General features: G+C 72.3%; 11 protein-coding genes. 10 read left to right on the forward strand and 1 reads right to left on the reverse strand.

The features are described from left to right. The first annotated feature begins 119 nt into the window (after positions 1-119). The 6 genes from WME96_RS17750 (at position 120) to WME96_RS17775 (ending at position 6,394) form a co-directional block, all read left to right on the forward strand. Positions 120-485 (forward strand): glutaredoxin domain-containing protein, encoded by a 366-nt coding sequence (locus tag WME96_RS17750; protein ID WP_437291301.1) that lies wholly within the window; start codon positions 120-122, stop codon positions 483-485. Positions 486-790: 305 nt separating this feature from the next. Continuing rightward, positions 791-1,711 (forward strand): ABC transporter permease, encoded by a 921-nt coding sequence (locus tag WME96_RS17755; RefSeq protein ID WP_437291302.1) that lies wholly within the window; start codon positions 791-793, stop codon positions 1,709-1,711. Between the two features lie 57 nt (positions 1,712-1,768). After that, positions 1,769-2,770, forward strand: a complete 1,002-nt coding sequence (locus tag WME96_RS17760; protein WP_437292329.1) for an ABC transporter permease — start codon at positions 1,769-1,771, stop codon at positions 2,768-2,770. A gap of 42 nt (positions 2,771-2,812) precedes the next feature. Further along, positions 2,813-3,826 (forward strand): ABC transporter ATP-binding protein, encoded by a 1,014-nt coding sequence (locus WME96_RS17765; RefSeq protein ID WP_437291303.1) that lies wholly within the window; start codon positions 2,813-2,815, stop codon positions 3,824-3,826. Beyond that, positions 3,823-4,866, forward strand: a complete 1,044-nt coding sequence (locus WME96_RS17770; RefSeq protein ID WP_437291304.1) for an ABC transporter ATP-binding protein — start codon at positions 3,823-3,825, stop codon at positions 4,864-4,866. Before WME96_RS17765 ends, WME96_RS17770 begins: the two co-directional genes overlap by 4 nt. Before the next feature lie 124 nt (positions 4,867-4,990). Further along, positions 4,991-6,394, forward strand: a complete 1,404-nt coding sequence (locus WME96_RS17775; protein ID WP_437291305.1) for a hypothetical protein — start codon at positions 4,991-4,993, stop codon at positions 6,392-6,394. Positions 6,395-6,475: 81 nt separating this feature from the next. Here the strand turns inward: WME96_RS17775 and WME96_RS17780 are convergent, their stop codons facing one another. After that, complete coding sequence (locus WME96_RS17780; protein ID WP_437291306.1) at positions 6,476-7,186, reverse strand: hypothetical protein; 711 nt, start codon at positions 7,184-7,186, stop codon at positions 6,476-6,478. A gap of 157 nt (positions 7,187-7,343) precedes the next feature. Here WME96_RS17780 and WME96_RS17785 point away from each other — a divergent pair, with 157 nt between their 5' ends. From WME96_RS17785 to WME96_RS17800, 4 genes are all read left to right on the forward strand, one after another. Next, a complete protein-coding gene (locus WME96_RS17785; protein ID WP_437291307.1) occupies positions 7,344-7,688 on the forward strand; it encodes a BolA family protein in 345 nt (114 codons plus the stop codon). 14 nt (positions 7,689-7,702) lie between these two features. Next, positions 7,703-8,515, forward strand: coding sequence for a metallophosphoesterase family protein (locus tag WME96_RS17790; RefSeq protein ID WP_437291308.1), 813 nt, complete (start codon positions 7,703-7,705; stop codon positions 8,513-8,515). Between the two features lie 86 nt (positions 8,516-8,601). After that, positions 8,602-10,800: a hypothetical protein gene (locus WME96_RS17795; protein WP_437291309.1), complete on the forward strand. Its 2,199-nt coding sequence runs from the start codon at positions 8,602-8,604 to the stop codon at positions 10,798-10,800. Between the two features lie 28 nt (positions 10,801-10,828). Then, the gene (locus WME96_RS17800; RefSeq protein ID WP_437291310.1) at positions 10,829-13,591 is read left to right on the forward strand and encodes a hypothetical protein; all 2,763 of its coding nucleotides are present in this window, start codon (positions 10,829-10,831) and stop codon (positions 13,589-13,591) included. Positions 13,592-13,766 lie beyond the last annotated feature (175 nt).

Below are 13,766 nucleotides of genomic sequence, written 5' to 3' on the forward strand. Positions count from 1 at the left end.
TGCCACGACGCCAGGAGATCGGACTCCGGGTGTCTCCTGACGTCAGCGGCGCCGCCCGGATTCCGCCGTTGACCGCGCCGCCTCTGCGCCGCTAGCCTGCCGGCGCGGAGGTGCACCCCATGGCCGAACGTCCCCTGCTTGCTCCCGAGAAGATGTCCGAGGCGGTGAAGTCTCAGGTCGCCAGCTTCCATCGCGCGGTCGTCGACGAGGCCGCGGCGGCGGTGAGCCGCGACCCGGTGGTGGTCGTCGGGATGGCCCAGAATCCGTTCGTGAAGAAGGCGCGGCTGCTGCTCGATCAAGAGGGCGTGAAGTACACCTACCTGGAGTACGGGAGTTACCTCTCGAAGTGGAAAGAGCGGCTCGCTCTCAAGCTCTGGGCCGGCTTCCCGACGTTCCCCATGGTGTTCGTCGACGGCGTCCTCGAAGGCGGCTACGCCGATCTGGTCAAGCTCCGCGATCAGGGCAAGCTCAAGCGGCAGCCGTGAACAGGCGCGGATGAACGACGTCGAGACCAGCGCGCGCATCCGAGCAGCGCTCACGCCGTAGCGCCGGCGCGCGGCGCGGCGAGCGCGCAGGCCGCCTCGGCCGCGGCGGCGCGACGCGCCGCGCGAAACGCCGCGCCGGCCGTCGGTTCCGTGATATGCGGGAAGTCGCGGCGCGCCCCTCGCGGCCGTCGCCTCGCTGAAGGACGGCATCACGGAGGTCACCTCGTGACATCGCTCGGGATCCACGGAAGACGGCGGGATGACGCGGGGAGCGGCGTGGCTCGACGACCGGGAGGCGGCGCGCCGTGAGCACCTACGCCATCAAGCGGCTGCTCTCCATCATCCCCACGCTCTTCCTCGTCGCCACCCTGGTCTTCATCCTGGTGCGCATCGTGCCGGGCGGGCCGTTCGATCAGGAGCGGGCCGTGCCCGTCGAGGTCCAGCGGCAGCTCGACGCCAAGTACCACCTGAACGATCCGGTGCTGAAGCAGTATGGCGACTGGCTCCTTGCGCTCGTCACGAAAGGCGACCTGGGACCGACGTTCAAGTACCCGAACCGCACCGTCAACGAGATCATCGCGCTCAGCCTGCCGGTGTCCATGCAGCTCGGGTTCTGGGCGATGCTGTTCGCCCTCGCGATGGGCATCCCGCTCGGCGTCATCGGGGCGATCCGCCAGAACACCTGGAAGGACACCGCGGCCATGGCGGTCGCCATGGTCGGCCTCAGCGTGCCGCGGTACGTGCTCGCGCCGCTGCTGATGCTGGTCTTCTCGCTCAAGCTGTACTGGTTCCCGGTGGCCCGGTGGGAGACGTGGCGGCACATGGTGCTCCCGGTCGTCTGCGCCGGGCTCCCCGTGGCCGCCTACATCGCCCGGCTCACGCGCGGCGGCATGCTCGAGGTGATCCGCTCGGACTTCATCCGCACCGCGCGCGCCAAGGGGCTCTCGGAGCGCAAGGTCGTCCTGAAGCACGCGCTCCGGGGCGGGCTGCTCCCGGTCGTGAGCTTCCTCGGCCCCGGCTTCAGCGGCCTGCTCGTCGGCTCCCTCGTCGTCGAGAAGATCTTCAACATCCCCGGCATGGGCCGCTACTTCGTCGAGGCGGCCACGAACCGCGACTACAACCTCGTGATGGGGGTCATGCTCGTCTACGGCTTCCTGCTCATGCTCTTCAACGCGCTCGTCGACGTGGCGTACGCCTTCATCGACCCGCGCGTGGAGCTGCGCTGACCATGCCCCCCGCCGCCCCCCCCGCCGCCCGCCGCCTCTCCCGCGGCCCCCGGCGACCTGCCCGCCGTCCCCGGCGGCGCCGCGCCGCGGCCGGCCGGCCCGCTGCGGCTCGACGCGCTCGAGCAGGGGTCGAGCCTCGGGCGCGACGCGTGGCGGAGGCTCCGCAAGAACCGCGCGGCGGTCGTCTGCGGCGTCGTGCTCGTCGCGATGGTCGTCGCCTGCGTCCTCGTCCCCGAGCTCTCGAGCTACCGGTACGACAAGGCCGACCTCAAGCTCGGCGCGCAGCCGCCGTCGCTCGACCACTGGATGGGCACCGACTACTTCGGCCGCGACATGATGGCGCGCGTCTTCTTCGGCGGGCGCATCTCGTTCGCCGTCGGCGTCGTCGCGACGCTCGTGAGCTTCGTCATCGGCGTGAGCTGGGGCGGCGTCGCCGGCTACTTCGGCGGCAAGGTCGACGCGATCATGATGCGCATCGTGGACGTGCTCTACACGTTCCCGTTCCTCATCCTGGTCATCCTGCTCATGGTCTTCTTCGCGAACGACCAGACCGTCCTCTACCGCGCCTGGAAGGCCGTGCTCGGCCTCGCCGTCAAGGACCCGTCCGACCCGAGCTATTTCCCCATCTTCCAGATCGTCGTCGTCTTCGGGGCGCTCGGCGGCATCTCGTGGCTCACGATGGCCCGCATCGTCCGCGGCCAGGTGATCGCGCTGCGCAGCCAGCCGTTCATCGAGTCGGCGCGCTCGATCGGCGTCGGCCACGCCGCGCTGATCTTCCGGCACCTCGTGCCGAACGCGCTCGGCCCGATCATCGTCTACACGACGCTGACGATCCCCGAGGTGATGATGACAGAGGCGTTCCTCAGCTTCCTCGGCCTCGGCACGCAGGAGCCGCTCTCGAGCTGGGGGCTGCTCGCGTCCACGGGCGCCGACGCGATGGACCTCTACCCCTGGCAGCTCATCTTCCCGGCGCTCATGCTGGCGCTCACGCTGATCTGCTTCAATTTCCTCGGTGACGGGCTCCGCGACGCCCTCGATCCACGCATCCGAAAGGACTGAAGGGCCGCGCCGATCCACGCCGCGCGCGCGCCCAGACGAACCATGCTGATCGAGGTCAAGAACCTGAAGACCCACTTCTTCACCGAGGAAGGGGTGGTCCGCGCGGTCGACGGCATCTCCTTCAGCGTCGACCGCGGCGAGGTGCTCGGGATCGTCGGCGAGTCCGGCTCGGGCAAGAGCGTGACGAGCCTGTCGCTCCTGCGGCTCATCCCCGACCCGCCGGGCCGGATCGTCGGCGGCCAGATCCTGCTCGAGTCCGAGCGGGGCGTCGTCGAGGACCTCGTCGAGGCGAGCGAGGCGCGGATGGAGCGCATCCGCGGCGACCGGATCGCGATGATCTTCCAGGACCCGATGACGTCGCTGAACCCGTACCTGCGGGTGAGCGAGCAGCTCATCGAGGTGCTGGAGCTCCACCGCGGGATGGCGCGCGCCGAGGCCCGCCGGCGCAGCGTCGAGATCCTCCAGGCGGTGGGCATCCCCGCGGCGGCGTCGCGGATCGACGACTACCCGCACCAGCTCTCGGGCGGGATGCGGCAGCGCGTGATGATCGCGATGGCGCTGCTCTGCGACCCCGACCTGCTCATCGCGGACGAGCCGACGACGGCGCTCGACGTCACGATCCAGGCGCAGATCCTGGACCTCATCCGCGAGCGCAAGGAGGCGCTCGGCGCGGCCGTCCTGCTCATCACGCACGACCTCGGCGTCGTCGCGAAGATGGCCGACCGCGTGGCGGTCATGTACGCCGGGCGCATCGTCGAGGAGGGGCCGGTCGGCGCGATCTTCCACGCCCCGAGGCACCCGTACACGATCGGCCTGTCGCGCTCGATCCCGCGGCTCGACGACGCGCGCGGCGCGGATCTCGTCCCCATCCCCGGGATGCCGCCGTCGCTCGCGCGCTTGCCGCCGGGCTGCCCGTTCCACCCGCGCTGCGCGCACGCGGTCGCCGTGTGCCGGGAGGAGGCGCCGCTGCCGCGCGTCGTCTCGGGCGAGGGCGACAGGAAGGCGCTGCACGTCGTGCGGTGCCACGTGGAGGACGTCTCCGGAGGAGCGCCATGACCACCGCCGCCGCCACCATCGCCGACACCCCTGCGCCGCAGGGCGCCCCGCTGCTGTCGGTGCGCGATCTCAAGATCCACTTCCCGGTGCGCCGCGGCCTGCTCCAGCGGCAGGTCGGCACGGTGCGCGCGGTCGACGGCGTCTCGTTCGACGTCGATCGCGGCGAGACGCTGGGCCTCGTCGGCGAGTCCGGCTGCGGCAAGTCGACGACCGGGCGGGGGATCCTCCGCCTCGTCCCGACCACGTCGGGGAGCGTGAAGATCGACGGCCGGGAGATCCTGACGCTCGACCCGCGCGCGCTGCGTAAGGCGCGCCGCGAGATGCAGATGATCTTCCAGGACCCGTACGCGAGCCTGAACCCGCGCATGACGGTCCACGACCTCATCGCCGAGCCGCTCTTCACCCACGATCTCGTGGGGTCGCGGGACGAGGCGCTCCGCGAGGTGGCGCGCCTGATGGAGATGGTGGGGCTCTCGCCGTCGTACATGCGGCGCTACCCGCACGAGTTCTCCGGCGGTCAGCGGCAGCGGATCGGCATCGCCCGCGCGCTCGCCCTGAAGCCGAAGCTCGTGATCGCGGACGAGCCTGTCAGCGCGCTCGACGTGAGCATCCAGGCGCAGATCGTCAACCTGCTCGCGTCGCTCCAGCGCGAGCTCTCGCTCACGTACGTGTTCGTGGCGCACGACCTCGCGGTCGTCCGCCACCTGTCAAGCGAGATCGCGGTGATGTACCTCGGCCGCATCGTCGAGCGCGCTCGCCCCGACGCGCTGTTCCGCGCGCCGCAGCATCCGTACACGCAGGCCCTGCTCTCGGCGATCCCGGTCCCGGATCCCGACGTGGAGCGCAAGCGGCGTCGCCTGACGCTTGTCGGCGAAGTGCCGAGTCCGCTGAACCCGCCCTCGGGGTGCCATTTTCACACCCGCTGTCCTTATGCGATGGAGCGGTGCAGCATCGAGGCGCCTGTGCTGGAGGAGCGCCGTCCCGGACACTGGGCTGCTTGCCACCTCACCGAGTTACCCACCGTACCTACGCATCCGTAGGGTGATCCGGGGCGTGGGGCGCCCGACATCGGTTGAGCTCGCTGTCCAGACATGACGGGGAATGTCCGATGACAGGATTTTCCTGACCTGTGTTTGGGGCAGGGAGGTTAGGATCCTTGGACCGATGCCGCGAATTTCTGACGCCACGCTTCGCGCCCAGATCCCGACGGCCCTTCTCATCGGCGGCGATCAGGCGCTGCTCGAGCGCTGCCAGGCGGCGGCGATGGATGTCGGGATCATTGTCAAGGCGTGTCCGGTCTCGATGGCCGCGGCGCTCGCGGAGGAGCGCCGGCCGGTGGCCATCGTGGTCACGTCGTCGACCTACGCGCTCGCGCCTGAGGGGTTCGAGGACATCGCGCGCGAGGTGCTCAGCACGCTCGTCCGTGTCGACGAGGCGCTGACGGACGACGAGCTCGGGGCGATGCTGACGACGGCGTCGCGCGAGAGCCGCAAGCAGCGCACGAGGCAGCTCACGCCGGGGCGCTACTCGCTGATGCCGGCGGACGACGGCGCCTCCGGGCCGCGGTCCGAGCGGTGGAGCATCGGCGTGATGACGGCGGACGCGTCGTCGCGGCGCGACGCCGAGGCGACGCCGCTGCCGCGCTCGGGGCCGCGGAGCGCGGGCGCGCAGGAGCACGCGTACCGCGAGCGCGTGGCGGCCGCGGTGTCCGCGCAGCGGCCGGCGGATGCGCCGCGGTCGGAGCGGATCGGGGTCATGTCGGGGTTCGGGGCGGGGCCGTCCTCGTCGCGGCCGCGGCGCGATCCGCCGGCGCCGGGCGGCGTTGTGTACGCGCGGCGGGAGACGCCGATGCCGCCGCCGCAGCCGGCGGGGGCGTCTCTGCGGCGGGACACGCCGGTGGTGGGCTCGCAGCCGGCCGGGGGGTATCCGGCGCGGGAGATGCCGCCTGCGGCGCCGTATGCGCGGCGAGATACGCCGGCGCCGATCACGCAGCGGGCCGGGGGGTATCCGCGGCACGAGGCGCAGGCGGCGCCGCCGGGCGCGCGGCGGGAGATGCTGGCGCCGTCGTCGCGGCCGGGGGCGCCGAGCTCGCGGCCTGCGGCGCCGTCGTCGTGGCCCGGGGCGCCGAGCTCGCGGCCTGCGGCGCCGTCGTCGTGGCCGGGGGCGCCGAGCTCGCGGCCTGCGGCGCCGTCGTCGTGGCCGGGGGCGCCGAGCTCGCGGCGGGAGGCGCAAGCGGTCGCGGGGCCGCTCCGGCGGGAGACGCTCGCGCCGTCGTCGCGGCCTGCGGCCCCGGGGGCGCGGCGGCAGACGCCGGTGCCGCTCTCGCAGCGGGCGGCGGCGCAGCCACGGTACGAGGCCGCGGGCCTGCCGCCGGCGGCGGCGCCCTCGCCGCGAGAGGCGCCGGCGTCGGGCGCGCCGGGAGAGGAGGCGCGCGGGCTCTACCCCACGCCGCCGCCGCCGAGCTCGCGCTCCGCGCCGCCGTCGTCACGCAGGGCGCAGTTCCACGTCGACATCGCGCTCCTGTTCGACGAGCGCGGCCTGCCGCGATCGGACCCGCAGGAGAAGTGACGCTCGCCTGAGCAGGGCGGCGACCTGGAGCGGTGCTCAGGGCGAGAGAAGCGCCTGGAGAGCCCGCTCCGAGCGTTCGGCTCAGCTGCCGGCGCCGCCAGCGCCTCCCGCGCCGTCGGGGCCACCGGAACCGCCTGAGCCACCGGCGCCGCCCGAGCCGCCAGCGCCGTTCGAGCCGCCAGCGCCGTTCGAGCCGCCAGCGCCGCCCGAGCCGCCAGCGCCGCCCGAGCCACCGGCGCCGCCCGAGCCGCCAGCGCCGCCCGAGCCACCGGCGCCGCCCGAGCCGCCGCCTCCGCTGCCCTCTTCGCACGACGCCGCGACCGTCAGCGACAGGCTTCGGGTGAGCGGCTCCTGCCTGCTCTCGCCCCCGAGGATCGGCTCGCCCGTGTCGCTCACGACGGCGACCGTGATCGTGTGCTCGCCCTGGCGCTCCTCGGGATCGAGCGCGCCGAGGCGCACGTCGATCACGCGGCCGGCCCCGGCGCTGTTCTTCTCGCCGTCGAGGCTGAGCACCAGGTGCCCGCACTGCGTGTACGTCCCGCAGGTGCCCGGCGGGCGGAGCAGGAGCTGCGAGACGCCGACCTGGATCGGGATCGTCGGCTCGTCGGCCGAAGGGTCGGCCGAGGGCGCCCCGATGGCGACGCACGCGCCGTCCTTCGGGCTCACGATCGTGATCTCGGGCGTTCCGGTCGGGCCGGGGGCGCTCGCGGTCTCCTCGTCGCTGCAGCCGGAAGCGCCGGCGAGCCCGGCGGCGAGGACGAGCGCGAGGCGCACAACCATCGGGGATGCCATGCCGCGCGGTTTATCCGTTGGCGTGGCGCCGGGCAATCTCTTCGTCCGCGGAGGTCCCCTGCGCCTGCTCCCCCGCGGGCGGGAGCGCGCCGCCGCGCGCCTCCCGGAGGCGCTCGCCGGGTGACCGGCGGCGCGGCGGAGGCTAAGCTCGCGCGGCATGACGACGAGGCAGGAGTCGATCCAGAGCAAGCTCGTTCACGCGCTCGATCCGGTGCACCTCGATGTGGAGAACGAGAGCCGCATGCACAGCGTGCCGGCGGGCTCGGAGACCCATTTCAAGGTGCTCGTGGTGAGCGAGGCGTTCCGGGGCCTGAGCCCCCTCGAGCGCCACCGGCGCGTCAACGACATCGTGCGCGAGGAGTTCGGCGCCGGGCTGCACGCCCTGACGATCCGCGCGATGACGCCGGACGAGTGGGAGCGGCAGGGCGGCGCGGACTTCCGCTCTCCGGCGTGCCTGGGCGGCTCCAAGGCGGCGCCGGAGCCCGGCCCGAAGTCGAGCTGAGCGGCGAGGCGCGCATGGAGCTCGTCGTCGCGTTCGTCTCGGACCTGCACTTCGGCCCGCAGGCGTCGTTCGGGGGCAAGCTGCGCAAGCTCACGGGCGAGGCGCCCGCGCTCACGCGCGCCTTCGTGGAGCGGATGAACGAGGTCACGCGGCCCGATCTCGTCGTGAACCTGGGCGACGACATCGAGGACGAGGGGCCCGAGGCCGACAGGGCGCGCTACGGCGAGTGCATGGCCGCGCTCCGCGGCGTGAAGGCCGAGCTCTTTCACGTCGCCGGCAACCACGACGTCATCCACCTGAGCGAGGCCGATCTCCTGTCCGCCTGGGGCAGGCCCGAGGTGACGCGGCTCCACTACGCCTTCGACCGCGGCGGCTTCCACTTCACCGTCCTTCACACGCGCGAGCGCAAGGATCACGACGTCTCGCTGGGGCAGGAGCAGCTCGCCTGGCTCGCCGAGGATCTCGCGGCGTCGCCGCTGCCGAAGGTCGTGCTGATGCACCACAGCGCGGCCGATCAGGACCTGCGTGGCAACCGCTGGTTCGAGGGGAGTCCGCACATCTGCCTCGTGCGCGAGCGGCGCGCGATGCGGAAGCTCTTCGAGGAGCACGGCGTGCTGGCCGTGTTCAACGGCCACCTGCACTGGAACCACCTCGACGTGATCCGCGGTATCCCGTACGTGACGCTCCAGAGCCTGATCGAGAACCTCGACGACGACGCGCCGGGCCGCCCCGCCGCCGCGCACGCCGTCGCGCGCCTCGGCCCGAAGCGCATCGTGGTGGAGATCGAGGGCGCCGAGCGGGCGAGGTACCAGTTCGAACGACGGTAGGCGACGTCCCTGCGGAGACGCGGCGAGAACAGCGATGTTCTTCCTGGCTTCTCGCCCTCTCCGGCGCACGGTAGCGTTGTCTTCTCATGGCCAAGCTTCGCCTCGATTCGCGCCTCGGCATCGCTCACGTCCTCGCGCTCGCCTTGCTCGGGGCCGGTTGCGGCGACGATGCCATCTGTTCTCCAGGCGCCCTGTCTGCCTGTTTCCTCCCCGACGGGACGCTCGGCGCGCAGCAGTGCGACGAGGAGGGCACCGCGCTCGGCGCGTGCGCCCCCGTTGCGGGCGGCCCTCGACCTGGGTGCGCGCACCTGGGCGAAGCGTGCTGCCCCGCGCTCCCCGCCGAGCTCCTCGCGGGCTGCAACGCGGCCGTGAGCCAGGCGAACGACGCCGCGTGCGACGATTTCCTCGCGAGCGCCAACGCGGCCGATCTCTGCACCGGCGGGCCTGGCGAGGGCGCCGGCGGCGCGCCGGGGGGCGTCCCTCATGGCCCGATCTGCGCCGGTCTGCTCAACGAGTGCTGCGCCGCGCTGCCGGCGCAGCTCAGGGAAGCCTGCCACGCGACCGGCTTCCGCGGCAATGAGCAGCGGTGTCACCAGTTCCTGGAGAGCGACGCCAGCGACAACGGCTTTTGCACCGACATCGATCCAGCGGCCGAGAGCTGCGATTACCTGTCGGAGCGTTGCTGTCCCTCGCTCCCCGAAGGGGCGCGCGAGCGCTGCGCCGCCCTCGCCGGAGCGTCGGACGCCGCGCGGTGCCTCGACTACCTGGGAGGCGCAGCCGACGCGGGCCGGTGTCCGAGGCACGCCGAGGAGGAGCCGTTCAGCGCGGCCCCGTGCGACGCGCTGCTCGATACGTGCTGCGCGACGCTCGAGCCGGAGCTCGCCTACGCGTGCGATCTGGCCGCGATCTCCGGCGTCCATGCCCGCTGCGAGGCGTTCACCAGCTCGATCCGCGCGTTCGGCCTCTGCCTCGGCGACGGCGGCGAAGGGGGCGGGGGCGGCGGCTGCGACGACGTGTCGAGCGACGTGAACAACTGCGGGTTCTGCGGCAATGTCTGCGGCGACCAGCACGCGACGCCCTCGTGCGCGGCCGGCACGTGCTCGCTCGCCTGCGACCTCGGCCACGACGACTGCGACGGCGAGCCCGGGACCGGGTGCGAGACCGACGTCGGGAGCGACGTGAACAACTGCGGCTCCTGCGGCACGATCTGCAGCGAGCGCCACGCCGCCGCCACGTGCGTCGCGGGCGCCTGCGTTGTCGCGTGCGACGCCGGGTACGCCGACTGCGACGGCGACCCTCTCACCGGCTGCGAGGTCGCGCTCGCCTCGGACCCGTTCCACTGCGGCGCGTGCGGCAACGACTGCGCTGGCGGCCTCTGCGACGCAGGGGAGTGCAGCCCCGGCGCCATGTCGCTCGCGTCGGGCCTGGCGGTGCCCTCGGCGCTCGTCCTCGACGACAGCGCCCTCTACCTGGTCGGCTTCCAGCCCGCCGGCGGCATCGCCGTCCGCGTCGACAAGGTCTCCGGCGGCGCGACGTGCCTCGCCACCGCGGCGCCGCCCGGGTTCGGGGGGTGCAGCGCCGACCGCTTCGAGGACGTCGCCCTCATCGGCGCCGACGCCATCGTCACCGGCTCGCCCGGCGTGCTGCGGTACCCCTCGCTCGGCGGCGCCGCGATCCCCCTCACGACCTCCGTCCCTGACCCCTGGGCCGTCGTCACCGACGGCAGCGACGTCTGGTTCACCTCCCTCTCCCAGGGCGGGATCTACCGCGTCGACGCCCTCGCCAGCGGGCAACGCGCCCAGGAGATCACCGGCGTCTTCTCCGAGCCGGGGGGAGCGCTCGCGAGCGACGCGGCGCACCTCTACTGGGCCCGGACCGACGGCACGATCGTGAAGCTCCGCAAGGACGGCGCCGAGCGCCGCCAGATCGCGTCCGGTCAGGTCGTGGACACCACGAACCTCACGCCCCACTACCTCGCCGCCGACGCAGGCCACCTCTTCTGGAGCAGCCCGAACGGCCTCCTGTTCCGGCTCGCCAAGGACGGCTCCGACCTGGTGGTGCTCGCCGACGACCAGCCGAGCCCCGCCGGCGTCGCCGTCGATGCCGGTGACGCGGGCGCGGTCTACTGGGCGAACCGCGCCGGCTCGATCCGCAAGGTCCCGAAGGCCGGCGGCGACGTGACGACGCTCGCGGTCGGCCAGCTCGACGCGATCGCGATCGCGGTCGACGAGGCGTCCGTCTACTGGGCGACCCGGGCGGGGCACGTCCGCAAGATCGCGAAGTGAGCTGAACAGGGACCGGGAGACACCGCGCATGCACCATGTCGTCGAGGGCAATTCGTCGCACCGTGGTCCTGTCCGCCGCCGCCTCCGGGACGCGCCGGCGGCGCGCCTCCTCGGTGCGCTCGCCGCGCTGCTCTCCGCCGGGATGCTGGCCGGAATGGGCTGCGGTCGGGAGCCGCCGCCCTCCGCCGTCGCGCCGCCCCCCCTGGGCGCGCAGGCGAACGACGACGCGTGCGCGTGCCGCGACGGCTACTATTACAACGGCGAGCCGATCCCGGTCGAGGACACCCGATGCGACACCTTCGTCTGCGGGCGCGACCTCATCGCCTATCACTGCGTCGATCTCGGCGCGAACGACAACTGGCGCAGCTTCCCGGGGAACATGTGCGGTGATCTCTCGTGCACCGGCGCGGGCACCTTCTGCGGCGCGGACGTCGTGAACGGCGAGCCCGCGGCCCTGTACGAGTGCCCGGGCGCGGGGCAGATCCCGGTCGAATGGAAGATCTGCGAGGGGGGCTGCCGTCGCGGGGCGTGCACCGACGCTCCGACGAGCGAGTGCCCGTGCGAGGTCCCGCCCGTGGCCGGTGGCGAGCACATCCCGCGCACCTGCGGGCAACGCGTGTGTTTTCCGACCGGCGCCGGCAGCGCCGGTGCCCAGAAGGTGTGCACCGCGGACGGGTGGCAGAGCCTGGGGCTCTCGTGCTCGCAGCGCGCAGGCACATGCAACGCCTGCCGCGGCGTGCAGGACAGCTTCGGCAACGAGGTGACCACGACCGCCTGCGGCGAGACGATCTGCGGGCTCGGCCACGGCAACCGCAGCGAATGGATCTGCGGCGAGGAGGGGTGGCTCGATCTCAACCGCCCCTGCGAGCCGGGCAAGCCGGAGGACGAGGGCGCGGAGTTCGGCCGCTGCCCGGAGCAGTTCCAGGACAAGGACGGCACCTGGAAGTCGGTTGAACGGGGCCAGACCTTCTGCGGTGATCAGGTCTTTCGCAGCCCGTGGAACAACGACCTCGCACGGAGCCTGGGCGAGCCCTTGATCCGGATCAAGGGCAAGGCGACGCAGCTCTTCGCCTGCCCGGGGCCGGGCGCGCGCCCGGTGCCTTACGAGGACTGCTCCGCGCTCGGCGGCACCGGGGAGTGCAAGCCCGTGCGGGAGCTGCCGGCCATGCATTATCACGAGGCCACGGGCGCGCTGCCCCAGGACGGCGCGCGGACGATCCGCGACTGGGACCGCTGCGACCAGGCGTGCCCCACGACGGCCGACGCGTACTATGCCGTCGCGGAAGGGGGGCCGGGCGGCGAGAACCTCTGCCGCCACAAGTTCTGCGGGCAGCACGGGGTCACCGGTCGCGTCGGGACCTTGTACCACTGCGCCTACGACGACTGGTCGTACTGCCCGCCTTCGGCGGAGTCGACGAGCGCCGTCGTGGGCCGTCCCGTGCCATACGAGGAGTGTTCCGCGGCGTGCCTTCCGCGCGATGCCAGGAGCCAGCACGACGTGTGTGACGCCCGATCGGATCAGGAGCCGTTCGGCATCCCGGATCCGGCGCCGGAGCCGAGCCCCTCGTCGCGCTGCGACGCGATCGTCGATTACCAAGGGAACGATGTCCCCGTGACGTCGCGGCGGCGCGGCGCCAGCGTCTGCGCCCGCGGCGGGCAGGTGTTCGAGTGCCGCGATCGGCAGCTCTACCGCCCCGACGGCTGGCACGCCACGGGGATCTCGTGCGGCACGGCGTGCGGGATCTGCGGCCCCGACCCGTACAAGGTCCAGAGCTCGTTCTGCAAGTCGATCACGGACTTCTTCGGCAACACGTGCAGCGGCATCACCGCCGATCCGGAGGTGATCCTGTGCAACAACGACGATGACGTCCTCTTGAACAACCCTGCGTACTGCGGTCACAACCCGAGCCTTAACGCGACGGGTGATCCGTGGATGCTCTACACCTGCAAGGCGTACTGCGAGCGCGAGGACGGGGCGCAGTCGCGCTGGGTGCCCTGCGAGGGGCACGAGGGCGACGGCCGGGGCGGGCGCGAGAGGACGCGCACGTACCGCTTCGACCACGCCGTTTACTGTCCGATGGGGTGCACGATCAACGACCGGGTGAACGACGCGTGCCGCGCCCCCACGGGGGCGCTCCGGTTCCCGTTTCCCGATCACAGGATGATCCAGAACATCGGTCACAAGCCGGACTGGGCAGAGGGCCGGCACCTCGGCGAGGACATCGCCAGGGCGAGCGGCCGGACGGACGGCACGTATGTCTTCCCGATCGCCCCGGGCAAGCTCCTGCGGGCCGGCATCAACTGCTCGCAGTACCTCGGCATCGCGCTCGTCGAGCACCGCTTCAAGGAGGACGGCGAGGAGCGACGGTTCTGCTCGTTCTACGGGCACCTCGACGTGGACGAGCTGGCGATGACCCTGGTGGGACAGGACATCGGCACCGACACGCCGCTCGGGAAGATCGCCTACTGGGACGATATCCCGAGGCAGCACAACCTTCACTGCGCGGACAAATGGACGGAGTGCCCGGCGGACGACAGCTTCCCCTGCAATGCGGGCAACTCGCACCTGCACTACACGGTGCTCTCCGACGCCGAGTGCGCGCGCTTCGAGGACGGCGGCGGCGCGCCGCTCGGGTACGACGGCTGCGGCACCCAATCGACGGTCGGGTACCTGGACAAGGAGACCCGGGTCGAGTCCTACACTGCGCTCGACGCCACCTGCACGAACCCGATCTCGCGCATCGACGGGTACATCTCCCCGGAGTGGTTCGTGACCTCTCGCGTCCATTGATCGCGGGGACGCCGGGGCCGGGGGCGGAAGCGATCGGCGTTACCGCGCAGCCGGGCGCGTGGGACCAAGCCGTCTCCGTGCGGCGGGGCGCGACGCGAGTTCGGCCATCGACAGGAGGGCCTGCGAGGTGACACTACGTGTGTCCAGGCGTTTACAGGAGGGCCTGCGAGGTGAC

The organism is Sorangium sp. So ce406, assembly GCF_051474675.1.
In the GTDB taxonomy this organism is placed as follows: domain Bacteria; phylum Myxococcota_A; class Polyangia; order Polyangiales; family Polyangiaceae; genus Sorangium; species Sorangium cellulosum_G.